The organism is Streptomyces sp. NPDC040589 (assembly GCF_055594445.1).
In genome coordinates this window covers 550,519-572,971 of the sequence record NZ_JBVIWP010000002.1, presented here as the reverse complement: position 1 = coordinate 572,971, position 22,453 = coordinate 550,519, and the positions used below count along the sequence as shown (strand labels likewise).

Sequence of the window (22,453 nt, the reverse complement as noted above, 5' to 3'; positions counted from 1 at the left end):
GGTCAGTCGCGGGGGTGCCTGCGCAGCAGATACGTGTCCATGATCCAGCCCTTGCGCTCACGGGCCTCGGCACGCAACCGCTCGATGCGCGGCGTGGCCTCGGCGATCGGGCCGGAGACGAGGATCTCGTCCGGAGTGCCGATGTAGGCGCCCCAGTAGATGTCGACGTCCTCCTGCGCGTACCGCCGGAAGGTCTGGTGGGCGTCGAGCATCACCACCACGTCGTCCACGCCCTCCGGGAAGCCCTCCGCGAGCCGCCGCCCGGTGGTGATCTGCACGGGCCGGGCGATGCGGTTGAGACCCGTCCGGTGCCGGGCGACGAGTGCCGAGACGCTGCTGACGCCGGGGACGACGTCGTACTCGAACGCCACCGCCTCCCGCTCCAGCACCTCCTCCAGGATCCCCAGCGTGCTGTCGTACAGCGAAGGGTCTCCCCACACCAGGAACGCGCCGGTCTCCTCCTCGCCGAGTTCCTCCGCGATCAGCCGCTCGTAGATGTCGGCGCGGGCGCTGCGCCAGTCCCCGACGGCGGGGGAGTAGGCCGCGCCGTCGGCGGCCCGGTCCCGCTCCGGGTCACGCGCCTCGACGACGCGGTACGTCCCCTGCGGCAGGTGCGTGTCGAGCATGTCCCGGCGCAGCCGGGTGAGGTCCGCCTTCACCTCGCCCTTCTCCAGGATGAAGAACACGTCCGTGCTCCGCAGCGCCCTGACCGCCTGCAGGGTCAGTTGCTCGGGGTCGCCCGCGCCGATACCGATGACATGAATCTTTCGCACACCCCGAGTCTGCCGCACACCACTGACAGCACCCGCACCGGCTCAGCCCCCGCGCCCCTGCTCAGGGGTCTGGTCAGGGCCCCGCGCCTGCTCCCCGGAGCCGAGGCGCCCGTGCCCCCGCGTCCACGGCGCGGCCGTCCCGTTCCACGTCCTGGGCCAGTTCCCGGGCCCAGGTGGCGATGCCCTCCAGGTCGATGCCGTGCGGCAGCGGCTGCCCGGAGCCGGAGGCCCACGTCTCGGTCGCGCCCGCCCCGCGTCGCAGCAGCCGTGCCCCGCCCGTGAGGTTGCCTCGGGCGGCGTGGGTGAGGCCGACGGCGAGCTGGGCGAGACCGCGCCACAGCTCGCGCTCCGCGTCGGGGCCCGACTTCCAGGCGTCCTCGAAGACCTCGTGCGCGTGGAACGGCTTCCCCTCGTCCAGCAGCCGCTGCGCCTCGGCGACGGTCTCCTCCGGCGTGCGGACCACGCCCTCGGGCTGCCGGGGCACGCCGTCCGTGCCGTACGGCAGGGGCCGCCCGAGACCGTCCCGGGGCCGGGCGTTGCGTGCCCGCCCCTCGCTGTCGCGGTCCCGGGCGTCGCCCGCCCGGTCCGCTGAAGTGCTTCCCGTGCGTCCTGTGCTTCCCTTGCTGTCTGTGCTGCCCATACGCCGATTGTCCCGCCCGGGCCGTTTTCGGCGCGGCCAGGGGTGTGGGGTAAGGTGCTGTTCGCGCGATCACGCGGTTTCACCGCGAGTGAGCGCGCATCGGGACGTGGCGCAGCTTGGTAGCGCACTTGACTGGGGGTCAAGGGGTCGCAGGTTCAAATCCTGTCGTCCCGACTGATGAGAGTCGCGAGTGAGGGCCGGTTTCGGAGACATCCGAAACCGGCCCTTCGTCATTCAGCTCTGATCTTGTGTACGTCCGGGTGCGTGCGCTGCCGCGGTGGGGGCAGGGCGGCTGGTCGCAGAGGGCAAGGTCCGCCACGTCGGGCTGTCCGAGGCCGGCGTGGAGACCATCCGGCGTGCCCACGCCGTCCACCCGGTGGCGGCCCTGCAGTCGGAGTACTCCCTGTGGACTCGTGATCCGGAACCGGAGGTGCTGCCGCTCCTGCGGGAGCTGGGTATCGGCTTCGTGCCCTACTCGCCGCTGGGCCACGGTTTCCTCACCGGACAGATCCGCTCGACCGACGACTTCGACGACACCGACTGGCGCAAGAACAACCCGCGCTTCACCGGTGAGAACTTCCAGCGCAACCTGCGCCTGGCCGACGAGGTCAAGGCCGTCGCCGACGAAGTCGGCGGGACACCCGGGCAGGTGGCCCTGGCCTGGCTGCTCGCGCAGGGCGACGACATCGCCCCCATCCCCGGCACCAAGCGCGTGGAGCGGGTCGAGGAGAACAGCGCCGCCGACGGCATCGTCCTGACCAGCGAGCAGATCGAGAAGCTCGACCAGTTGCCCGCAGCCGCCGGTGACCACCACGACGAGGCGGGCATGCGGCTGCTCGGCCGGTGACAGGCACACAGTCCGGCCGGAGACCACCGAGTCCGCACCCACATGACCGGCTACGTGCGGCCGGAGGCCGTATGGCTGGCACAGATGAGACAAGGCCGGTTCGTCTACCACACCATCGAAGGGAAGAGCACGACCCTCGACATCGACGGCGACACGGCCCGCTGCGACTGGCCACCGGCTGTGCCCGCGAGGGCGACACCTGGGTCGTGCTGCGCACCGAGGCCACCACCTGGTGACCGAGACCGTCCGGAGGCGGATGTGACAGTGAACCGGCTGGGCTTGGTCGTGCACGGCGGACGCCCGGAGGCCGTGGCGGCGGCCGGCCTGGTCCGCGCGTGGTGCGAGGAACACGCCGTGCGGTGCGCGGACATCGACGTGTGGCACGACGGCGGGCGCCGCGGCTCCCGTGAGGAGGTGGAGGCCGCCGGCCGTCCCGACCTCGTGGTGACCCTGGGCGGCGACGGCACCTTCCTGCGCGGCGCCCGGCTGGCCGCTGCCGCCGACGCCCTCGTGCTGGGTGCCGACCTGGGCCGGGTGGGCTTTCTGACGGAGGTGTCCGCCTCCGCGGTGCGTTCGGCACTGGACGCGGTGCGCGAGGACCGGTTCGAGATCGACAGCCGCATGCTGCTCGCCCTGCGTGCCTCGCGCCGACTGGAGGTGCCGTCGGGCATGGAGACCCTCATCGAATACGGACGGGGGCCGCTCCTGCCGCCTCCGCAGGTGCGGCCCGACTGCGAGGTCGACAAGGAGTGGGGCATCCCGCTGGACGTCACCGCGCTCAACGACATCGTGCTCGAGAAGCTGGTCCGGGACCGGCAGGTGTCGGTCGGGGTCTACGTCTCCGGCAGACTCCTGGCCTCCTACTCGGCCGACGCGCTGCTCGTCGCCACGCCGACCGGCTCGACGGCCTACAGCTTCGCCGCCGGCGGCCCCGTCGTCTCACCCCGAGCGGAGGCCCTCGTCTTCACGCCGGTCGCCCCGCACATGGCCTTCGACCGCTCGGTCGTCACCGCCCCCGACGAGCCCGTCGGGCTGCGCCTCCTGGAACGGTCGGGGCCGGCCGCGGTCAGTATCGACGGGCAGCTGCGGGGCGTGCTCGATCCGGGGGACTGGATCGGCGTGTACGCAGCCCCGCGTCGCCTGCGGGCCGTCCGGCTGGGCCCGATGGACTTCTACGGCAGGCTCCGCGAGCGGATGAACCTGACGGACGCCCCCGCCGCTGTCGCCGACGGTACCGCCGCCCCGCTGTGGTCGGTCACGACGCCCCCACCCGGGGACCTCGCCCATCTGGCCCTGCTGACAGCCCCGGACCGTTCCTGACCGACTGATGCCCCTGCCTGACCGCGGACGGACCCAAGAACGTGCCCGGCCACGCGTTCCCCGACCCTCACGGCGTCGGCTCGGGCGAGTCACTCGGCAGGCCGCCGGCCCGGGCTCGACCGGGCCGCGAACTGACCGTGGATCAGCTCAGCGTCGTCGTGTCGATGACGAAGCGGTAGCGGACATCGGAGACGAGGACGCGGTCGTACGCCTCGTCGATCTGCTCGGCCGGGGCGCCTACGGCGCCCCGGCCGTCACGGGCGTGATGGATGCCGGAGCGACAGATGCCGCAGTACTTCATGTCGATGAGGACGTCACGCGGCCGACCTCGCGTCGCTCGGTCGTCGTCGGGGCGAGCGTTTCTTCGTGGACGTGGCGGCGTACGCGTTTGCGGTAAGCGCGGTTCCTGTTCGTGCTGGTCATAGACCTGTCACAGGTGGCCAGAGGTCATCCGGCAGGTCCGGTTCTGAAGGAGCCGGTCACATCGCGGCTTCAGCCGCTGCCTTGATCCGCGCGCCGAAGGCGGCGGCATCCTTGCGGGCAGCGGTGAGCGCCAGTCCGACGAGGAGCTTGCCAATGCCGTGGCCCTCCAGCACGTTGAAGATGCGGACCCGGGTCCTGCCACCGGCCAGAGGCTCCAGGTCGTAGCCGCCTTCGCCGGCCGTCACGCTGTTCTTCGACACCTCGGCCCACCGGATCCTCACCGGAGCCTCGAGGTCGGTGATGCGGAACTCCCTGGCCGTTTTCATCCCGGCGTCCTTGACCGTGCTGCGGAAGACCGTTCCCACAGTGGTCGGGGCATCGGGAACCCGCTCGATCTTGAGCACGCGGGGGCTGAACTGCGGATCGTTGCGTCCGTCGGCGAGGTAGTCGAAGACCGCTTCGACCGGCCGGTTGATCTCGATGGTCGCTTCGAACTGTCCTGACATGAGCACTCCTCGATCGTCCGCCCCCCTCACCTGCACGGGCCCGGCCCGATTGTGGCGGGCCGGTGCCAAGTGCCGTACAGGAAGGCGCGTCGCTGTCCCTGATCCGTGTGGGGTCAGTGGTGCTTGTCGATCGCCCGGAAGCTGCCGACAAGCGCGAAGGGCACCACGGCCCCGTCGAATACCGTCGTGCCGGGGATTGCGCTGCTGGAGTTCCGAGGCCCGATGGTGGCAATCGCAGAGCCGTTGTCGCAGGTGATGCCGATGAAGAATTCGACGGTCCTGTCACTCTCGTTTCGGACGTTGAAGCTGGTCGCGGGACTGCTGATCACGGCGGTGCACACACCCGGCTCGGCCGAGTACATTCGCTCATTGACGTGGACTCGTCCGTCGTCCTCGTTCCCGTGGCCGTAGTGCGTCTGGCCGTCGCCTCCCAGGGGAGCGGATGCAGCGGCCTGCTGGACCGACAGGGCGGACTTCGGGGCCGGACTGGAAGCCGAGGCGTAGTTCACGCCGGCTGCGGCAAGGACAGTGATGCCCACCGACAATGCGATCGCGACAACGGTACGCGTGCGCATTCCGTTTTTCCTCAGAGGCATTCCGTTTCTCCATATCTCATGGGTGTCAGCTGAGCGGCCGACCATGAATGAACATACGCATGCCTATTCCTGACGCCACCTCGGGGATTTTTGAGGGGCGACGAAAAGGGGCCGATCGGGTGTTCGAGGGTTCAGGGCCACTGTCATGATGTTCCATCAGAAAGACTGAAACGTAAGGCACTTGGCGAGGCGGCTGGACCGCTCGGGGGATCCGGCTGACGCTCTGTCACACGGTTGCTGGCGTGTCGTGCATGGAAAACACGCCGTGCAACGGATATCGCTCTCGTGCGCGCACGACGTCACCGCCGCGCCGCGTACAGCTCCCGCCTCGACGTCGTGAAGCGTGCGAGGGCGTCCATGAGGGGGGTGATGCCGATGCCCGGGGACGTGGGTACGGGGAGGTGGCCGTCGTGGAGAGTGAAGGGTTCCGTGATGTCCTCTGCGAAGTAGCGGCGGGAGGCCGAGGTGTCGCCGGTGAGGGTGCAGCCCGGGAGGGCGGCCAGCGCCAGGTTGGGGGCGCGGCCGATGCCCGTCTCCAGCATGCCGCCGCACCACACCGGCACGCCGTGGGCGGCGCACACGTCGTGGATGCGGCGGGCTTCGAGGTAGCCGCCGACGCGGGCCGGTTTGACGTTGACGACCCGGCAGGCGTCCATGGCGATCGCGGACGCGGCGTCACGCGCCGAGTGGATCGACTCGTCGAGACAGACCGGGGTGCGCAGGCGCTGCTGGAGCCGGGCGTGGGCGTGGAGGTTGTTCTCCTCCAGCGGCTCCTCGATCAACAGCAGCCCGAAGCCGTCGAGTGCGCGCAGGTGGTCGGCGTCGGCGAGCGTGTAGGCGGTGTTGGCGTCGACCTGGAGCGGGAGTGCGTCGCCGAAGCGTTCACGTACCGCGCGCACCGGCTCCACGTCCCAGCCCGGCTCGATCTTCAGCTTGATGCGGAGGTAGCCCTCGGCGAGGTAGCGCTCGACGTCGTCCAGCAGTTCGGGCACGGAGTTCTTGATGCCGACCGAGACGCCCGCGGGCACCCGTTCGTGCACCGAGCCGAGGAACGTCGCCAGGGACATCCCGTAGGCGCGGAGTTCGGCGTCCAGGAGGGCGGTTTCCAGGGCCGCCTTGGCCAGTTCATGGCCCTTGACGGAGGCCATGGCGGGGGCGACGGCCGCCGTCGTCGGCGCGGGGAGGGCGGTCACGCGCGGCAGCAGGAAGTCCCGGATGACGATCTCGGCGCCGGCGACGAACTCCGAGCAGTACAGGGGCTCGGGGTCGGCGGCGAACTCCGACCAGCCCTCGGCCTCGTCGGTCACCACGTGCAGCAGGAAGGTGTCCTTGCTGGTCATCGTCCCGAACGAAGTGCGGAAGGGGGTGACGAGCGGGATGGCGACGTGGAGCAGCTCCACGCGTTCGAGCTTCATCGCTGCCTTTCGTGGGGCGTCTTGCAGGGCGTCTCGTGGCACGCCTCTTGGGAAAGCTCGCCGGGACTGTCGCACGACGAACGGGTCAGCAGGTACCAGCCGTCGCGTGACATGGCCGTCGCGCGCAGGCCCTCGGCGTACGCCTCGGTGAACACCCCCCGGACGGCGTGCCGCCACGCGAGCGCGAGGGCCGGGTCGGCGGCGCGCAGCGCGACGATGTCCTCGGGCACGCGGCACCACAGCCGGTCCGCGTCGCGCAGGGCGAGCGGTCCGTCGTCCGGTGCCCGGTTCACGACGTCGGCCGCCGAGCGGTCCGCGCTGGGGTCGTCCGTGCGCGTGGTCCCCGTCGCCAGGTTCCACGTGACGGTCAGCCGGTCGCTCTCGTCGCCGTCGTTCACGCCGTCGTTCATCGGCCCGTAGAAGTCGACCAGGTACTCGCTGCCGACCGCCCCCAGCTTGACCAGGTTGAAGCGGGCGTTGCGGCGGACCAGCGGGTCGAAGGTCCAGCGCATGGTGGTGGCGCCCCGCTCCAGCGCCCACAGACGCTGCGCCTGCTTGACCGCGAAGCCCACGCCCCGGCCCGCCGAGGTCGCCGCCGCGACGAACGAGTACACGTCCCGCTCGGCGGGGGCACCGAACACCGCCACCGCCGCCCCGGCGAGCCGCTCGCCCGACGGTCCGGCGGCGTACGCGGCGTGCACCGCGCCGCCGGCGTGCACCAGGCTGTGCAGCACCTCGGCCGGGTACGGCGGGGTGGCCCTGGGCGTCTGCCACACGTCGGCGAGGAAGTCGGCCACGGCGTGGATGCCGGCCACGTCGTCCACCGTACGGACCGTGACCGCGGCGGTGCGGGCCGCGGCGTCGGCGATGCCCGCCCAGGCACCGGGCGCTGTTCCCCCGGCCGTGCGGGGTGCGTCCGCCGGCCCGGACCCGGCGGCGGAGATCGTCACAGGTGTCATGCGGTGAGTCTCCGTCGCCGGGGCCCGGCGGCCGTTGTCGGCAGGCACAATGAAGGCACGTGCCTCTGTTGCGATCGGCCAAGGCCGGCCGGGATCATCGACCGGCGGAATCCCCCCGCCCCCTCCGTACACCACCGTCCCAGGAGCCCGACCACCCATGGACGCCCGCACCCTCGAGGAACTGATCGGCACCCTCGGCGAGCCCCTGCTCCGTGTGCTCGCCGCCCCGGCGGACGGCCTCGCCACGCCCGTCACCGAGATCCTGCTGTACGGCCACGGGGACCCGTTCCCGCGCAGCGCGCCCGGTGCCCTGGTGCTGACCGTCGGGCTGCCTCCTGGCCGGATCGAGCCGCTGGCGCGCGACGCCGCCGCGGCCGGGGTGGCCGGACTCGTCGTACGGGGCGGGGCCTCGCAGCCCGAGACGGTGGCCGCGGCGAAGGCCCACGGCCTCGCGCTGCTCGCCGTCGACGAGGAGGCCGCCTGGCATCACGTCCATCTGCTGCTGGCCTCGGCGATCGGGTCCCGGCCGGGACCGGGGGACAGCGGAGCGGCGTTCGGGGACCTGTTCTCGCTGGCCAACGCGGTGGCCGCGGCGGTGGGCGGGGCGACCGTCATCGAGGACGCCCGGCAGCGGATCCTGGCGTATTCCACCCTGCCCCGGCAGGGTGTCGACGAGGCCCGGCGGCAGGGCATTCTGGGCCGTCAGGTGCCGAGCAGTCCCGAGAACAGCGAGCAGTACCGCGTCCTGTTCGCCGCCCCCGGTCCCGTACGCCTCGCCGCGCTGGACGGCGAGGAGCTGCCGCGGCTCGCCGTGGCGATCCGCGCGGGCGGCGAGACGCTGGGGTCGGTGTGGGTCGTCGACGACGGACATCTCGCCCCCGATGGCGAGGAGGCGCTCGCCCGTGGCGCGTCCACGGCCGCCCTGCTCCTGCTGCGGGCGCGGGCCGGCGAGGAGCTGTCCCGGCAGCTGACGAGCGACCTGCTGCGCCGTCTCCTCGACGGCAGCGCCGATCCGGTGGGCGCCGCGCACCGCCTCGGCCTCGCCGAGGGAACCCCGGTACGGGTCGTGGCCTTCGTCCTCGACGGCGCCGAGTCCACGCCCGACCAGGAACAGACCGCGCTGCGGCTGCTCGACCTCGTACGGCTGCACTGCGAGGCGCGGTACGGGCGGCACGCGTGTGTGCTGGTCGACGGGCGTGTGTACGCGCTGCTGCCGGTGACCGGTGCGGAGCCGAGCGGATCGGGCGGGCGCGACGAGCGGCACCGGCGCCTGGCCGTGGACATCGTGCGGCGCGCGGCCCAGGCGCTGCGGATCCGGGTGCGGGCCGGGCTGGGCGAGGCGGTGGCGGAGCCGGCGGCCGTGCGCGGCTCGCGGGACGATGCCGACCTGGTGCTGCGGGTGCTCGGCCCGGGGGAGGACGTCGCCGCCGTGACGCAGGTACGGGCCCGGGTCACGCTGCTGAGGCTGCGGGAACTCATGCACGGGCAGCGGGAGTTGACGGCCGGGTCCTGGCGGGAGGTCCTGGCGTACGACGCCGGGCACGGCACCGACTACGCCAGGACCCTGGTGTGCTGGCTGGACGCCGGGGGCGACGTCGCGCGGGCGGCCGGGCTGCTCGCCGTCCACCCCAACACCTGCCGGTACCGCCTCAGACAGGCGCAGCAGCACCTCGGCGTCGATCTGGACGACCCGGACGAGCGGTTGGTGCTGTGGCTGCAGTTGCGCACGCTCGGGGGCCTGCGCGGCACCGGCCGGTCCTGACGCCCGGCCGGCTGTCTCGCGTGGGTGGTCAGCCGCTCAGCCAGGCGGCGAGCCGCCGCTCGCACTCCCGCAGTTGCCCGACGGTCACGTACTCCCCGGCGGTGTGCGCCAGCGTCGGGTCGCCGGGGCCGTAGTTGAGCGCGGGAGTGCCGAGCGCGGTGAAGCGGGCCACGTCCGTCCAGCCCAGCTTGGGGCGGGGAACCGTACCCAGCGCCTCGACCAGCGAGGCCACCGGTCCCTGGCCGAGCCCGGGCAGGGCGCCCGGCACCACCTCGGTGACCTCCACCTCGTACTCGGGGAACAGCGCGCGCAGATACGCCTCCGCCTGCTCGGGCGAACGGCTCGGCGCGAAACGCAGGTTGACGCTGATCACGCAGGTGTCGGGGACGACGTTGTCGGCGATGCCCGCACGGACGGCGACCGCGTTCAGCCCCTCGCGGTACTCCAGTCCGTCGATGACGATCCGCTCGGCGCTGTGGTCGTCGAGGCGCCGGAGTACGGCGGCCGCTCGGTGCGCGGCGTTGACGCCCCTCCAGGAGCGGGCGGTGTGGGCGCGCTCGCCGCGCACGGTGATGTCCGCGTTCAGGACGCCCTGGCAGCCCGCCTCGACGCCCGCGTCGGACGGTTCCATGAGGATGGCGAGGTCCGCTTCGAGCAGGTCGGGGCGGTCGGCGGCGATGCGCTTGAGGCCGTTCCGGTCGCCGGCGACCTCCTCGCACTCGTAGAAGACGTACGTCACGTCCCGCACCGGCGCGGCGAGGCCGGCCGCGAGCCGCAGGGCGACGGCGACGCCCCCCTTCATGTCGCACGCCCCGAGCCCGTACAGCCGCTCGCCATCCAGCCGGGAGGGCAGGTTCCCGGCGGCCGGGACGGTGTCCAGGTGTCCGGCGATGATCACGCGCTCGGCGCGGCCCGTTTCGGTGCGGGCCACGACAGAGTTGCCGATGCGTACGACGGTGAGGTGCGGGTGGGCGCGCAGCGCGGACTCCACGGCGTCGGCGAGGCCGGCCTCCTCGCCGCTCTCGGAGGGGGTGTCCACCAGGGCCCGGGCGAGGTCCACCAGGTCCACCGGGTCCACCGGGTTCGCGGCCGGTTCCAGCGGGATCATTCCGTGCTCTCCGTCTGCGGTGCGGGCCGGCCGAGCCGGGAGTGTCTGATGCCGTAGAGCGCGTAGACGGCCAGTCCGACGGCCATCCACAGGCCGAACGCGATCCAGGTGTCGGTGCCGAGTCCCCACATCACGTAGCCGCAGCACAGGGCGCCCAGCGCGCAGGTCAGGGGCGCGAGCGGTACCCGGAAGCTGCGCGGCGCGCCGGGGCTGCGCCGGCGCAGGATCAGGACGGCGGCGTTGACCAGCGCGAAGGCGAACAGTGTGCCGATGCTGGTGGCGTCGGCGAGCGCGCCCAGCGGTACCAGGGCGGCGAGCACCATGACGAACGCGGACACGATGACGATGTTGGCGCGGGGCACGCCGGTCCGTGCGTGGACCTTGGCGAACAGCGGCGGGACGAGCCCGTCGCGCGCCATCGAGAACAGGATGCGGGTCTGCCCGTACTGCACGGCGAGCACGACGCTCGTGGTGGCGACGACCGCCCCGACGGAGAGCAGGACGGGCCACAGGGTGCCACCGCCGACCGCGTGGACCAGCACCTCGCTCAGGGTGGCCTCGGTGCCCGCGAACCGCTGCCACGGCATCGCGCCGACCGCCGCGACGGCCACCGCGCAGTACAGCGCGGTGATCAGCCCGAGGGAGAGGAGGATGGCGCGCGGCAGGTCGCGCTGCGGGTTCTTCGCCTCCTCACCGGCGGTCGAGGCGGCGTCGAAGCCGATGTACGAGAAGAACAGCGAGGCGGCGCCCGCGCTCACCCCGGCCATGCCGAGCGGGAACAGCGGCCGGAAGTTGCCGGCGCGGAACGCGGTGAAGGCGACGGCGCAGAACAGCACGAGGGCCGCCACCTTCACCGCCACCATGACCGCGTTCACGACAGCGCTCTCCCGGGAACCGCGCAGCAGCACCACCATGGCGAGGGCGACGATCGCGGCGGCCGGGACGTTCAGCACGCCGCCCGCGCCGGGCGGGGCGGCCAGCGAAGCGGGCAGCGTCCAGCCGACGGTGAGCTCCAGCAGCTCGTTCACGTACTGGCCCCAGCCGACCGCGACGGCGGCCACCGAGACGCCGTACTCCAGCACCAGACACCAGCCGCAGACCCAGGCGACCAGCTCGCCGAGCGTGGCGTAGGCGTAGCTGTACGAGGACCCGGCACCGGGGATCATGCCGGCCAGCTCGGCGTAGGACAGGGCGGAGAACAACGCGGTGAGCCCGGCGAGCACGAAGGAGAACACGACGGCCGGGCCCGCTTCGGGCACCGCCTGGCCGAGCACGACGAAGATCCCGGTGCCCAGCGTGGCACCCACACCGAGCAGTGTGAGCTGGGTGAGCCCCATGGTCCGGCGGAGCTGACCGCGGCCGGCCTCGGCCACCAGATCGGCGATGTCCCGCCGCCGCGTCAGCCTGCCGCGGATACCGGCCTCGCCAACGGATCTCCGCGGCCTGGTTCGCACACTGTCCACGCGTTCACTCCTCTCACGACTCCCGCTCCGGCCCTTGATGATGCGGAAAGGGGACGTCGAGAAGGGTGTGCGCGTCGGCCAAGACGGCGGGGGCCGCTTTGGCCTTCCGGCCAAAGCCCCGCGCCATCAGGACGAGTTCGGGGACCGCCCCCTTCGTCACTTCGGGGCCGTGTCCCGCATTTCCCGCTCACCCTCACCGGCGGGAAGTGCGGGAGGGCGGTCGCTCGCGGCGATCTTCGTGACCATCTCGGCGAGCTGCCCGCACGCCAGCGCGATCTCCCGCTCGGTCTGGGCGCGTTCGTTGACCGCCGCTCCGAGCACGAGGGCGGTCAGCGAGACGGAGCCGTTGAACGCCTGCAGGGTGATCATGTTGGTGAAGAGGTCATGACCGGCGAACGGGCCCGTGTTCTGCGCGGCCGCGATGATCGCGAAGGTCGACACGGCGAGGGCGCAGGGTGCGGCCCCGGCCAGCCCGAAGCGGAAGGCCGCCCAGATCAGCAGCGGGAAGCCGAGGAACAGCAGCGGCGTGCTGCTGGTCTCGACGAAGCCGACGCAGATCGTGACCGCCACGAGCAGGATCCCCTCCACCCATCGGGACAGCGGGACGCCTTGGGGCCGGCGCGCCGAGCGGAGAATCAGCAGGACCGGTGTGACCGTCAGGACGCCCACCGCGTCGCCGGTCCACCAGACCGACCACGTCGGCCAGAACTCGCCGGCGTCCAGCACCCCGGTGAGGACGAGCGTCCCGGTGCCCACGGTGGCGCTGACCAGCATGCCGGTGAACGCGCCGAGAAAGATCAGTGCGAGGGCGTCACGCAGGCGGTTGATCTCGCCGCGGAACCCGGCACGGCGCAGCAGGGCGTACGAGCAGACAGGCGCGAGCGTGTTGCCCGCCGCGATCGCGAGTACGGCCAGGAACGACGGCCCCAGCGAGATGTTGACCAGGAACGCCCCGAGGGCGATCCCCGGCCAGACCCGGGGCCCGCGCAGCAGCAGAGCGGCCAGCGCGATACCGCTCGGCGGCCACAGGGGAGTGACCTGGCCACGCACCTGCTGCTGGAGCAGTCCGAGCTCGGCCGAGCCCCAGTACAGCGCGGCGACGGCGCAGATCTCCAGGGCGACCGCGCCGAAGCGCCGGGCCACGGCATGCCGCGCGACAGCCATCGGGGACCTCCGCATCGACATCACCCCGACCATCATCCGTCGGATCCACTTGAACCTCCACGGCAGGTCAGGCGGGCGGGGTGCGCAGCGCGAGAACGGCCATGTCGTCGTGACCGTCGCTCGGGTGGTGGTCGGCCAGCGCCCGCACGAACTCGGGCAGGGGCCGATGCGCGTGGGCGGTGGCGAGCACGGCGAGTTCGTCCAGGCTCTCGTCGATGGGGTGGGCGGGATGCTCGATCAGCCCGTCGGTGAAGAAGACGACGGTGGCGTCCGGGGGGAGGAACCGGGAGTGGTCGGGGCGGGGTTCCTCCATGTCGACCCCGAGCGGCAGTCCGGGCTCGGCGATCAGGTACTCCGCCTGTCCGTCGGGGGTGATCAGCAGGGGCGGGACATGGCCCGCCGTGCTCCAGTGGATGCGCCAGCCCGGTCCCTCCGGTTCGATGCGGGCCAGGGCGGTGGTGGTGACGGGATTGCTCGTGATGGCCTGGAGTATGCGGTCGAGCCGGGCCAGGAGCGCGCCGGGCGTACTGCCCCGGTCGAACAGCAGGGCCCGCAGCATGTTGCGGGTGGAGGCCATGGCGGCCGCGGCCTTCAGATCGTGGCCGACCACATCCCCGATGACGACCGCCACGGTGCCGCCGGACAGGGGGATCGCGTCGTACCAGTCCCCTCCGAGCTTGCTGGGCTCGGCGGCCGGCCGGTAGACGGCGGCGGCGGTGAAGGGCCGCAGGTCGGGCAGCGCGGGCAGGAGAAGCCGCTGGAACTGCTCGGCTCCGACCCGCACCTGTTCGAACAGACGGACGTTCTCGATGGCGATCCCGGCGGCGCTGGCCAGGGCGGTGACGAGGTTCTCGTCATGGATGTCGAAGGGCTGTCCGTCACGCCGCTCGGCGAGGTACAGATCGCCGTAGATCTCGCCGCGGACGCTGATGGCGACTCCGAGCAGCGTCCGCAGATGCGGATGGCCGGGCGGGAAGCCGACGGCGGACGGATGGGCCGGGATGTCGTCGAGCCGCAGGGGTTCGGGGTGGCTGATCAAGTGGCCGAGGACGCCCAGGCCGCGCGGCAGGTCGGTGCCGGCCAGGTCGTCGAGTTCCCGCTCGGACAGACCGGCGGTGATGAACTCCTCCAGGCGCTCACCGGACGCGTTGAGCACGCCCAGCGCGCCGTAGCGGGCGCCGACCAGGTCCATGGCGGTGGTCACGATGCGGTGCAGCACCGCGGTCAGCTCCACCTCCCGGCTGATGGCCACCACCGCGCCCAGCAGGCCCTGCATCCGGTCCATGGCGTCCAGCAGGGCGCGCAACTGCTCGTCGATCCGGCCCAGCTCGGTACGCAGGCGCACGTGCAGGTCGGGCAGCTGCGGCTGCCTGGGATGCCGCCCTCGCCTCTCTCCTGCCATCACGAGCGCCTCGCGGCCTGATGTCGGGTTCCTCCAGCTTAGTGCGGGTCCGCCTCGACCCCGCGTGGCGAGACCGTGGGACCGTGGAGGGGAACGGACATCCGGACCTCCCCGAGGAGCACCGGCCATGACCACACGCCCGGCCCACACCGCCGCCCCGTCGATCAGGACCACCCCCGAAGGCCTCAGGTGGGAACCCAGCGAGCGATGGGTGCGCGGCCGCAAGGGCGACGTCACCGTCGTCGACAGCCGGCACCCCGTGCTCGTCTGGGAGCCCCACCTGCCCGTGCCGCAGTACGTCTTCCCGCACGCGGACGTCCGCACCGACCTCCTCCGCCCGGCGAAGAACCCGCCCACCGGCAAGCACACCGGCTCCCGGATCTTCTACGACCTCGAAGCGGACGGCGAGGTGCGCGACAACGCGGCCTGGACGTTCCCCGCCGACGACCTCGCCGGCCACATCGCCTTCGAGTGGTTCCTGCGCACCGACACGGGCCTCGACCACTGGTACGAGGAGGACGAGGAGATCTTCATCCACCCCCGCGACCCGCACAAACGCGTGGACGCGCTGCCGAGCAGCCGCCATGTCCGGGTCGAGATCGACGGGCAGGTCGTAGCGGACACCCGCGACCCCGTCCTGCTCTTCGAGACCTCCCTGCCGACCCGGTACTACCTCCCCCGCGAGGACGTCCGCCTCGACCTGTTCGACGCCACCGATCACAGCACCGGCTGCCCCTACAAGGGCACCGCCGAGTACTGGTCCTGGCGCGGCGAGGGCGACGTGCCGCCCAACATCGTCTGGAGCTACGCCGCCCCGCTGCCCGCCGTGGCGGCGATCCAGGGGCGCGTCGCCTTCTTCAACGAGGCCGTGGACATCACGCTGGACGGCGAGCGTCTGGACCGCCCTGACACACCGTTCAGCCGGATGCTGCGCAGGGGGAGCCGCTCGTAGGACCGGCTCAAGGCCTCACCAGCAGCTGGAAGTCGAACGTGTAGCGCGACGCCCGGTAGATGTGCGTCCCGTACTCGACCGGGCGCCCGGTGTCGTCGTACGCCGTCCGCTGCATGGTGAGCAGCGCGGCGCCCTCCTGCTCGTCCAGGCGGGCGGCCTCCTCCGCGGTGGCGGCGCGGGCGCCGACGGTCTGGCGGGCGCTGTGCAGGGTGATGCCCGCCGAGCGCATCATCCGGTACAGCCCCGTCGACTCCAGGCGGTCGCCGTCGAGGTCCAGCAGGGCGGTCGGCAGGTAGTTGCACAGCAGGGCGACCGGCTGGCCGTGTGTGCGGCGCAGCCGTTCCAGGGCGGTGACCTCACTGCCCTCCGCGACGCCGAGCGCGGCCGCGACGTCGCAGGACGCCGGGACGACCTCGTTGCGCATGACCTCGGTGGTGGGCCCCTGCTTGGCCGCCTCCAGGTCGTCGTAGAGGCTGCTCAGCTCCAGCGGGCGCTTGACCTGGCTGTGCACCACCTGCGTGCCCACCCCGCGCCGCCGGACCAGCAGCCCCTTGTCGACGAGGGACTGGATGGCCTGGCGGACGGTGGGGCGGGACAGACCGAGGCGCACGGAGAGGTCGACCTCGTTGCCCAGGAGGTTGCCCGGAGTGAGGACCCCGTGCTCGATCGCGGCCTCCAGCTGCTGCGCGAGCTGGTGGTACAGCGGCACGGGACTGCCCCGGTCCAGGGCGAAGTCCAGTGAGCTGAGCGCGGGGACGGCCGTGGTGCGGGCCCGGTCACCGGTCTTCGCCATGGATGAACCCCCCTCCGGGTGTCAGGAGTTGCTCGGGAAACCGAGGTTGATACCGCCGTCGGACGGGTCCGGCCAGCGAGTGGTGATGACCTTGCCCTGGGTGTAGAAGGCGATGCCGTCGTTGCCGTAGATGTGCAGGTCGCCGAAGAGCGAGTCCTTCCAGCCGCCGAAGGAGTGGTAGCCGACCGGGACCGGGATCGGCACGTTGACGCCGACCATGCCCGCCTTGACCTCCAGCTGGAAGCGGCGCGCGGCGCCGCCGTCCCGGGTGAAGATCGCGGTGCCGTTGCCCCAGCGGGAGTCGTTGATCAGCTTGATGGCCTCTTCGTACGTCTCCGCGCGCACCACGGCCAGCACCGGGCCGAAGATCTCGTCCCGGTAGGCGTCCGCCGTCAGCGGCACCCGGTCCAGCAGCGAGACGCCGAGGAAGAAGCCGTCCTCGTGGCCGTCGACCGAGAAGCCCGTGCCGTCCACCACGACCTCGGCGCCCTGCCCCGCGGCCGAGGAGACGTACGACGCCACCTTGTCGCGGTGCTCGCGGGTGATCAGCGGGCCCATCTCCGACGCCGGGTCGTTGCCCGGGCCGATCTTCAGGCTCTTCGCCCGCTCGGCGATCCTGCCGACCAGCTCGTCACCGATGTCGCCGACCGCGACCACGACCGACACGGCCATGCAGCGCTCGCCCGCCGAACCGTACGCCGCGTTGATCGCCTGGTCGGCGGCGAGGTCCAGGTCCGCGTCGGGCAGGACGAGCATGTGGTTCTTGGCGCCGCCCAGGGCCTGCACGCGCTTGCCGTGCTCGACGGCCTTGAGCTGGATGTACTTGGCGATCGGGGTCGAGCCGACGAAGGAGACCGCCTCGATGTCCGGGTGCTCCAGGATGCGGTCCACCGCGACCTTGTCGCCCTGCACGATGTTCAGGACGCCGTCGGGCAGCCCGGCCTCGGAGGCGAGTTCGGCGAGCCTGAAGGAGGCCGACGGGTCCTTCTCGGACGGCTTCAGCACGAAGGTGTTGCCGCAGGCGATGGCCAGCGGGAACATCCACATCGGCACCATCGCCGGGAAGTTGAACGGCGTGATGCCCGCGACCACACCCAGCGGCTGGCGGATGGAGGCCACGTCGACCCGGGTGGAGACCTGGGTGGACAACTCGCCCTTGAGCTGGACGGAGATCCCGCACGCGAGTTCGACGATCTCCATGCCGCGCGCGACCTCGCCGAGCGCGTCGGAGTGCACCTTGCCGTGCTCGGCGGTGATCAGCTCGGCGATCTCGTCGCGGTGGGCGTCCAGCAGCTCGCGGTACTTGAACAGGATCGCCGTGCGCTTGGCGAGCGAGGACTCTCCCCAGGACTCGAAGGCGGCCCTGGCGGAGGCGACGGCGGCGTCCACCTCGTCGACGGTCGCGAAGGCGACCTGCTTCTCCTGGGCGCCGGTGGCCGGGTTGTAGACGGGGCCGAAGCGGCCGGAGGTGCCCTCGACGGGCTTGCCGTCGATCCAGTGGGTGATGGTGTTCATCGTGTGCGGGGCCTTTCGTGGAGCCTGATGTCAGCGGGGAGTTCAGAGGTGGCGGCGGCGTCCGGCGACCTGGCGGTCGTAGCGCTCGCGGGCCTCTACGGCGGCCTCGCGGGAGGCGGTCTCGGCCACCGGCACGTCCCACCAGGCCTCGGCCGGGGGAGCGGTCGGGGCCGGGTCGGTCTCGACGTAGACGCACGTCGGCCGGTCGGAGGCGCGGGCCGCGGCCAGTGCCTCGCGCAGCTCGCGCACGGTCTTGGCGCGCAGCACGTCCATGCCGAGGCTGGCGGCGTTGGCGGCCAGGTCGACGGGGAGCGGGGTGCCGGTGAAGGTGCCGTCGGCGGCCCGGAAGCGGTAGGCGGTGCCGAAGCGCTCGCCGCCGGTCTCCTGCGACAGACCGCCGATGGAGGCGTAGCCGTGGTTCTGGATGAGGACGATGTTGACGGGCAGGCCCTCCTGCACGGCCGTGACGATCTCCGTCGGCATCATCAGGTAGGTGCCGTCGCCGACCAGCGCCCAGACCGGGGTGCCCGGGGCGGCCTGCTGGACGCCGATGCCGGCCGGGATCTCGTAGCCCATGCAGGAGTAGCCGTACTCCAGGTGGTACTGGCGCGGGCCGCGGGAGCGCCACAGCTTGTGCAGGTCGCCGGGGAGCGAGCCGGCGGCGTTGATCACCACGTCGTCGTCGCCCACGGTCGCGTCCAGTGCGCCGAGCACCTGCGTCTGGGTCGGCACGGCGTTCTCGTCGTCGGCGCGGTAGACGGCCTCGACGACCTCGTCCCAGCGGTCCTTGCCGGAGCGGTACTCCGCCTCGTACTCCTGGCCCACCCGGTGGCCGGAGAGCGCCTCCAGCAGCCTCTCCAGGCCGGACTTCGCGTCGCAGACCAGCGTGCGGGCCGCCAGCTTGTGCGCGTCGAAGCCGGTGATGTTGAGGTTGAGGAACCGCACGTCCGGGGTCTGGAAGAGCGTGCCGGAGGCCGTGGTGAAGTCCGTGTAACGGGTGCCCACGCCGATCACGAGGTCGGCGGTGCGGGCGAGGTCGTCGCTGACCGCCGTGCCGGTGTGGCCGATGCCGCCGAGGTCGGCGGGGTGGTCGTGGCGCAGCGAGCCCTTGCCGGCCTGGGTCGAGGCGACCGGGATGCCCGTCGCCTCCACGAACGCCTTCAGGGCCTCCTCGGCCTCGCTGTGGTGGACGCCGCCGCCCGCGACGATCAGCGGGCGCTCGGCCGACCTGATCGCCTCGACGGCCGCCGCCAGCTCCACCGGGTCCGGCGCGGGACGCCGTACGTACCAGACGCGCTCGGCGAAGAACTCCTCCGGCCAGTCGTACGCCTCCGCCTGCACGTCCTGGGGCAGGGCGAGGGTGACGGCGCCGGTCTCGGCCGGGTCGGCCAGCACGCGCATGGCCTGGAGCGCCGACGGGATCAGCGCCTCGGGGCGGGTGATCCGGTCGAAGTACCGCGACACCGGGCGCAGCGTGTCGTTGACCGACACATCCGCCTCGACGGGGTGCTCCAGCTGCTGCAGCAGCGGGTCGGGGGCGTGCGAGGCGAAGTAGTCGCCGGGCAGCAGCAGCACCGGCAGCCGGTTGATCGTCGCCAGCGCGGCACCGGTGACCAGGTTCGTGGCGCCCGGGCCGATCGAGGTCGTCACCGCCTGCGCGGACAGGCGGTTCAGCTGCCGGGCGTAGCCGACCGCCGCGTGCACCATGGACTGCTCGTTGCGGCCCTGGTGGAACGGCATGACCTCCTCGCCCGCCTCCAGCAGCGCCTGGCCGACTCCGGCAACGTTGCCATGGCCGAAGATGCCCCAGGTCCCGGCGATCAGCCGGCGCCGCACGCCGTCCCGCTCGGTGTACTGGGCGGACAGGAACCGCACCAGGGCCTGGGCGGTCGTCAGTCGGCGGGTGCGGGCGTTCATGCGGAGGTCTCCGGGGCGGTGTAGAGGGGGAGCCGGGGGTCGACCGGCTGGTTGGGCCAGGTGTCGCGGACCCAGGCGTGGTCGGGGTGGTCGCAGATCAGCCAGGCGCGATCGGCCTCCGGGCCCGCCATGACGTTGAGGTAGTACATGTGGTGGCCGGGCGTGGCCATCGAGGGCCCGTGCCAGCCGTCCGGGATGAGGACGACGTCGCCGTCGCGGACCTCGGCCAGCACGTCCGTGCCCTGGCCCTGCCCGGACGGCGAGACCCGCTGGTAGCCGAGGCCCGGCGTGCCGTCGTGACCGGCGAACTCGAAGTAGTAGATCTCCTCCAGCACGGACTCCTCGCCCGGCCGGTGCTCGTCGTGCTTGTGCGGCGGGAACGACGACCAGTTGCCGCCCGGCGTGATCACCTCGACCGCGATGAGCTTGTCGCACTCGAACACGCCCGCCGCGCCGAAGTTGTTGACCTGCCGGGAGCAGTTGCCGGTGCCCCGCAGCTCCACGGGCACGTCGGAGGCCGGCCCGTAGCGGGCGGGCAGCCGGCGGTCGCAGCGCGCGCCGGTCAGCGCGAACCGCCCGCCGGCGGCGGAGGTCACGGTCGCCCGGGCGTCGCGCGGCACGTAGGCGAAGTCGCTGACGCCGCTGAAGACGTCCCGGCGGCCCCGGAGTTCGAAGGTGTCCTGGCTGAAGTCGTCCGCCGAGGCGACCGTGCAGCCGCCGCTCAGCGGGACGACGATCCACTCGCTCTCGCCCGTCTCGAAGGAGTGCGTGCCGCCCGGCGGCAGCTCGAGGATCCGCAGGCTGGAGTGGCCCCAGCCGGCCTTCTCGGGCGTGATGTCGACGATGTAGGGGCCGCCGAGGGCCTTACCCGCGGGAAGGTGATACGTCATCGTGTGCGTGCCTTTCGGATCACAGCAGGTGCCACTTGAATCACAGCAGGTGCCTCTTGCATCACAGCAGGCCGACGGCCGTGTCCACCGCCTGTTCCACGCTGCCCTCGGCCGGGTAGAGCAGCGATCGCCCGACGACCAGGCCTTGGACGGTGGGCAGACGCAGGGACTTGCGCCAGCGTTCGTAGGCGCCCTCCTGGTCCTCGCCCACCTCGCCGCCGAGCAGGACGACGGGCAGCGTGGAGGTCTCCAGCACCTCGGCCATGTCGTCCGGGTCGTCGGTGACGGGCAGCTTCAGCCAGGTGTAGGCCGAGGTGCCGCCCAGGCCCGAGGCGATGGCGACGGACCGGGTGACGGCGTCGGCGGACAGGTCGTTGCGGACCCGTCCGTCGACCCGCCGGGAGATGAACGGCTCCACGAACAGGGGGAGCCGGTGTGCCGCCATGGCGTCGACGGCACGGGCCGTGGACTCCAGGGTGGTCAGCGAGCCCGGGTCGTCGTAGTCGATGCGCACCAGGAGCTTGCCCGCGTCGAAGCGGAGCCGGGCGATGTCCTCGGCGCGGTGGCCGGTGAAGCGGTCGTCCATCTCGAAGGAGGCCCCGGCGAGTCCGCCGCGGTTCATCGACCCCATGACGACCTTGTTCTCCAGCACCCCGAGCAGGAGCAGGTCCTCCAGGATGTCGGCGGTGGCGAGCACCCCGTCGACGCCGGGTCTCGACAGCGCGGCACACAGCCGTTCCAGCAGATCGGCGCGGTTGGCCATGGCCAGGCGCCGGTCGCCGACCCCGAGGGCGCCGCGTGCCGGGTGGTCGGCGGCCACGATCATCAGCCGGCCGCTGTCGCCGATCAGCGGGCGGCGCACCCGGCGGGCGGCCGCTTCGGCGACCGCCTCGGGGTTGCGGGCTCTGACCGTGGTGAGGTCGGGGATGCCGATGTTCAATGCGGGCTCCGTTTCAGAGGCTCGTGCTCGCCGACGACGCCTCGGCGAGGAGGTCCGCGACCTCGGACTCGGTCGGCATCGCGGAGGAGCAGGCGAGGCGGGAGGCGACGAGGGCGCCGGCGGCGTTGGCGTGGCGCATGATCTTCTCCAGGTCCCAGCCGGCGAGCAGACCGTGGCAGAGCGAGCCGCCGAAGGCGTCGCCCGCGCCCAGGCCGTTGACCACCTCGACCGGCACCGGCGGCACCTCGGCCCGGGTGCCGTCGCGGTGCACGGCGAGCACGCCCTTGGGGCCCTGCTTGACGACGGCCAGCTCCACGCCCGCCTCCAGCAGCGCGTCGGCGCAGGCCTGCGGTTCGCGCACGCCGGTGGCGATCTCGCACTCGTCGAGGTTGCCGACCGCGACGGTGGCGTGGCGCAGCGCCTCGCGGTAGTACGGGCGGGCCTCCTCGGGGTCGCGCCAGAACATCGGCCGCCAGTCGAGGTCGAAGACGGTGATGCCGGACTTGTCGCGGGCCTTGAGAGCGGCGAGCGTGGCGGAGCGGCTCGGCTCCTCGCTCAGGCCGGTACCGGTGATCCAGAAGATGCGGGCCCCGCGGATCGCGAAGAAGTCCAGCTCGTCGGTGTGGATCTCCAGATCCGGTGCCTTGGGGCGGCGGTAGAAGTACAGCGGGAAGTCGTCCGGCGGGAAGATCTCGCAGAACGTGATCGGGGTGGGGTACGCCTCGACCGGGGTGACCCAGCGGTCGTCGACGCCGAAGGACTTCAGCTCCTGGTGGAGGTAGGTGCCGAAGGGGTCGTCGCCGGTGCGGGTGATCACCGCCGTACGGCGTCCCAGGCGGGCCGCCGCGACCGACACATTGGCCGCGGAACCTCCCAGGAATTTTCCGAACGTCTCCACACGGTCCAGGGAGACGCCGGTCTGCAGGGGATAGAGGTCGACTCCGATGCGGCCCATCGTGATCAAGTCGAAATACTGTGCCGGCCCGGCCATGCGCGACCTCCTCGGGAAGCTGGGGATGCGGGTCCCGGGGCGCCCTGACACGGTGGGGGCGTGGATCCGCGGGACCT

The 22,453-nt window shown here is 72.1% G+C and carries 20 protein-coding genes, 1 tRNA gene and 1 pseudogene; 5 read left to right on the top strand and 17 right to left on the bottom strand.

The window, feature by feature from the left end; translation table 11 throughout:
• Nucleotides 1-2 precede the first annotated feature (2 nt).
• Both cobF and ACZ58V_RS09550 read right to left on the bottom strand, forming a co-directional pair.
• Nucleotides 3-773 carry a precorrin-6A synthase (deacetylating) gene (gene cobF, locus ACZ58V_RS09555; protein WP_471289295.1) on the bottom strand — a complete coding sequence of 257 codons (771 nt, stop codon included), beginning with the start codon at nucleotides 771-773 and terminating at the stop codon, nucleotides 3-5.
• A gap of 73 nt (nucleotides 774-846) precedes the next feature.
• Nucleotides 847-1,413 carry a DUF309 domain-containing protein gene (locus tag ACZ58V_RS09550; RefSeq protein WP_468184609.1) on the bottom strand — a complete coding sequence of 189 codons (567 nt, stop codon included), beginning with the start codon at nucleotides 1,411-1,413 and terminating at the stop codon, nucleotides 847-849.
• Between the two features lie 100 nt (nucleotides 1,414-1,513).
• Between ACZ58V_RS09550 and ACZ58V_RS09545 the strand changes: the two genes are divergently transcribed.
• The 3 genes and pseudogenes from ACZ58V_RS09545 (at nucleotide 1,514) to ACZ58V_RS09535 (ending at nucleotide 3,580) form a co-directional block, all read left to right on the top strand.
• Nucleotides 1,514-1,587 (top strand) — tRNA-Pro (locus ACZ58V_RS09545).
• A 112-nt stretch (nucleotides 1,588-1,699) separates the two neighbouring features.
• Nucleotides 1,700-2,260, top strand: a pseudogene (locus ACZ58V_RS09540) (aldo/keto reductase); the annotation flags it as partial.
• Nucleotides 2,261-2,518: 258 nt separating this feature from the next.
• Entirely contained in the window at nucleotides 2,519-3,580 is a 1,062-nt protein-coding gene (locus ACZ58V_RS09535; protein WP_468184611.1) for an NAD(+)/NADH kinase, read from the top strand.
• A gap of 142 nt (nucleotides 3,581-3,722) precedes the next feature.
• Here the strand turns inward: ACZ58V_RS09535 and ACZ58V_RS09530 are convergent, their stop codons facing one another.
• From ACZ58V_RS09530 to ACZ58V_RS09510, 5 genes are all read right to left on the bottom strand, one after another.
• Nucleotides 3,723-3,881 (bottom strand): hypothetical protein, encoded by a 159-nt coding sequence (locus ACZ58V_RS09530; RefSeq protein WP_471289959.1) that lies wholly within the window; start codon nucleotides 3,879-3,881, stop codon nucleotides 3,723-3,725.
• Nucleotides 3,882-4,059: 178 nt separating this feature from the next.
• The gene (locus tag ACZ58V_RS09525) at nucleotides 4,060-4,509 is read right to left on the bottom strand and encodes an SRPBCC family protein (protein ID WP_471289292.1); all 450 of its coding nucleotides are present in this window, start codon (nucleotides 4,507-4,509) and stop codon (nucleotides 4,060-4,062) included.
• 113 nt (nucleotides 4,510-4,622) lie between these two features.
• The gene (locus ACZ58V_RS09520) at nucleotides 4,623-5,084 is read right to left on the bottom strand and encodes a hypothetical protein (protein WP_468184616.1); all 462 of its coding nucleotides are present in this window, start codon (nucleotides 5,082-5,084) and stop codon (nucleotides 4,623-4,625) included.
• Nucleotides 5,085-5,404: 320 nt separating this feature from the next.
• Nucleotides 5,405-6,520, bottom strand: coding sequence for an o-succinylbenzoate synthase (gene menC / locus ACZ58V_RS09515; protein WP_471289289.1), 1,116 nt, complete (start codon nucleotides 6,518-6,520; stop codon nucleotides 5,405-5,407).
• On the bottom strand, nucleotides 6,517-7,479 hold the full coding sequence (locus ACZ58V_RS09510) for a chorismate synthase (RefSeq protein ID WP_471289287.1): 963 nt from the start codon (nucleotides 7,477-7,479) through the stop codon (nucleotides 6,517-6,519). The genes menC and ACZ58V_RS09510 overlap by 4 nt, the downstream gene beginning before the upstream one ends.
• 157 nt (nucleotides 7,480-7,636) lie before the next feature.
• On the opposite strand from ACZ58V_RS09510, the gene ACZ58V_RS09505 reads away from it, so the two are divergent.
• Nucleotides 7,637-9,241: a PucR family transcriptional regulator gene (locus ACZ58V_RS09505; RefSeq protein ID WP_471289284.1), complete on the top strand. Its 1,605-nt coding sequence runs from the start codon at nucleotides 7,637-7,639 to the stop codon at nucleotides 9,239-9,241.
• A 28-nt stretch (nucleotides 9,242-9,269) separates the two neighbouring features.
• Here ACZ58V_RS09505 and dapE read toward each other — a convergent pair whose 3' ends face one another.
• The 4 genes from dapE to ACZ58V_RS09485 form a co-directional block, all read right to left on the bottom strand.
• Nucleotides 9,270-10,349: a succinyl-diaminopimelate desuccinylase gene (gene dapE, locus ACZ58V_RS09500; protein ID WP_471289281.1), complete on the bottom strand. Its 1,080-nt coding sequence runs from the start codon at nucleotides 10,347-10,349 to the stop codon at nucleotides 9,270-9,272.
• Entirely contained in the window at nucleotides 10,346-11,812 is a 1,467-nt protein-coding gene (locus ACZ58V_RS09495) for an amino acid permease (RefSeq protein WP_471289280.1), read from the bottom strand. Before ACZ58V_RS09495 ends, dapE begins: the two co-directional genes overlap by 4 nt.
• 156 nt (nucleotides 11,813-11,968) lie before the next feature.
• Nucleotides 11,969-12,976, bottom strand: a complete 1,008-nt coding sequence (locus ACZ58V_RS09490; protein WP_471289277.1) for an MASE1 domain-containing protein — start codon at nucleotides 12,974-12,976, stop codon at nucleotides 11,969-11,971.
• Between the two features lie 67 nt (nucleotides 12,977-13,043).
• Entirely contained in the window at nucleotides 13,044-14,378 is a 1,335-nt protein-coding gene (locus ACZ58V_RS09485; RefSeq protein WP_471289276.1) for a PP2C family protein-serine/threonine phosphatase, read from the bottom strand.
• A gap of 127 nt (nucleotides 14,379-14,505) precedes the next feature.
• Here ACZ58V_RS09485 and ACZ58V_RS09480 point away from each other — a divergent pair, with 127 nt between their 5' ends.
• Nucleotides 14,506-15,330, top strand: coding sequence for a DUF427 domain-containing protein (locus tag ACZ58V_RS09480; RefSeq protein WP_468184638.1), 825 nt, complete (start codon nucleotides 14,506-14,508; stop codon nucleotides 15,328-15,330).
• Nucleotides 15,331-15,337: 7 nt separating this feature from the next.
• Here ACZ58V_RS09480 and ACZ58V_RS09475 read toward each other — a convergent pair whose 3' ends face one another.
• The 6 genes from ACZ58V_RS09475 to iolC form a co-directional block, all read right to left on the bottom strand.
• Nucleotides 15,338-16,123: a GntR family transcriptional regulator gene (locus tag ACZ58V_RS09475; protein WP_468184640.1), complete on the bottom strand. Its 786-nt coding sequence runs from the start codon at nucleotides 16,121-16,123 to the stop codon at nucleotides 15,338-15,340.
• Between the two features lie 21 nt (nucleotides 16,124-16,144).
• Nucleotides 16,145-17,638 carry a CoA-acylating methylmalonate-semialdehyde dehydrogenase gene (locus ACZ58V_RS09470; protein ID WP_468184643.1) on the bottom strand — a complete coding sequence of 498 codons (1,494 nt, stop codon included), beginning with the start codon at nucleotides 17,636-17,638 and terminating at the stop codon, nucleotides 16,145-16,147.
• A gap of 42 nt (nucleotides 17,639-17,680) precedes the next feature.
• The gene (gene iolD, locus ACZ58V_RS09465) at nucleotides 17,681-19,555 is read right to left on the bottom strand and encodes a 3D-(3,5/4)-trihydroxycyclohexane-1,2-dione acylhydrolase (decyclizing) (protein WP_471289273.1); all 1,875 of its coding nucleotides are present in this window, start codon (nucleotides 19,553-19,555) and stop codon (nucleotides 17,681-17,683) included.
• Complete coding sequence (iolB, locus tag ACZ58V_RS09460; RefSeq protein WP_468184647.1) at nucleotides 19,552-20,445, bottom strand: 5-deoxy-glucuronate isomerase; 894 nt, start codon at nucleotides 20,443-20,445, stop codon at nucleotides 19,552-19,554. Before iolB ends, iolD begins: the two co-directional genes overlap by 4 nt.
• A gap of 61 nt (nucleotides 20,446-20,506) precedes the next feature.
• Nucleotides 20,507-21,385: a Cgl0159 family (beta/alpha)8-fold protein gene (locus ACZ58V_RS09455; RefSeq protein ID WP_468184650.1), complete on the bottom strand. Its 879-nt coding sequence runs from the start codon at nucleotides 21,383-21,385 to the stop codon at nucleotides 20,507-20,509.
• Nucleotides 21,386-21,398: 13 nt separating this feature from the next.
• A complete protein-coding gene (iolC, locus tag ACZ58V_RS09450) occupies nucleotides 21,399-22,376 on the bottom strand; it encodes a 5-dehydro-2-deoxygluconokinase (protein ID WP_468184652.1) in 978 nt (325 codons plus the stop codon).
• Nucleotides 22,377-22,453 lie beyond the last annotated feature (77 nt).

Coding starts and splice junctions, on each gene's coding strand:
- ACZ58V_RS09550 (WP_468184609.1), bottom strand. CDS start 1,413: ATGGGCAGCACAGACAGCAAGGGAAGCACAGGACGCACGGGAAGCACT.
- ACZ58V_RS09530 (WP_471289959.1), bottom strand. CDS start 3,881: ATGAAGTACTGCGGCATCTGTCGCTCCGGCATCCATCACGCCCGTGAC.
- ACZ58V_RS09525 (WP_471289292.1), bottom strand. CDS start 4,509: ATGTCAGGACAGTTCGAAGCGACCATCGAGATCAACCGGCCGGTCGAA.
- ACZ58V_RS09520 (WP_468184616.1), bottom strand. CDS start 5,084: ATGCGCACGCGTACCGTTGTCGCGATCGCATTGTCGGTGGGCATCACT.
- menC (WP_471289289.1), bottom strand. CDS start 6,520: ATGAAGCTCGAACGCGTGGAGCTGCTCCACGTCGCCATCCCGCTCGTC.
- ACZ58V_RS09510 (WP_471289287.1), bottom strand. CDS start 7,479: ATGACACCTGTGACGATCTCCGCCGCCGGGTCCGGGCCGGCGGACGCA.
- ACZ58V_RS09505 (WP_471289284.1), top strand. CDS start 7,637: ATGGACGCCCGCACCCTCGAGGAACTGATCGGCACCCTCGGCGAGCCC.
- dapE (WP_471289281.1), bottom strand. CDS start 10,349: ATGATCCCGCTGGAACCGGCCGCGAACCCGGTGGACCCGGTGGACCTG.
- ACZ58V_RS09490 (WP_471289277.1), bottom strand. CDS start 12,976: ATGGCTGTCGCGCGGCATGCCGTGGCCCGGCGCTTCGGCGCGGTCGCC.
- ACZ58V_RS09485 (WP_471289276.1), bottom strand. CDS start 14,378: ATGGCAGGAGAGAGGCGAGGGCGGCATCCCAGGCAGCCGCAGCTGCCC.
- ACZ58V_RS09480 (WP_468184638.1), top strand. CDS start 14,506: ATGACCACACGCCCGGCCCACACCGCCGCCCCGTCGATCAGGACCACC.
- ACZ58V_RS09475 (WP_468184640.1), bottom strand. CDS start 16,123: ATGGCGAAGACCGGTGACCGGGCCCGCACCACGGCCGTCCCCGCGCTC.
- ACZ58V_RS09470 (WP_468184643.1), bottom strand. CDS start 17,638: ATGAACACCATCACCCACTGGATCGACGGCAAGCCCGTCGAGGGCACC.
- iolD (WP_471289273.1), bottom strand. CDS start 19,555: ATGAACGCCCGCACCCGCCGACTGACGACCGCCCAGGCCCTGGTGCGG.
- iolB (WP_468184647.1), bottom strand. CDS start 20,445: ATGACGTATCACCTTCCCGCGGGTAAGGCCCTCGGCGGCCCCTACATC.
- iolC (WP_468184652.1), bottom strand. CDS start 22,376: ATGGCCGGGCCGGCACAGTATTTCGACTTGATCACGATGGGCCGCATC.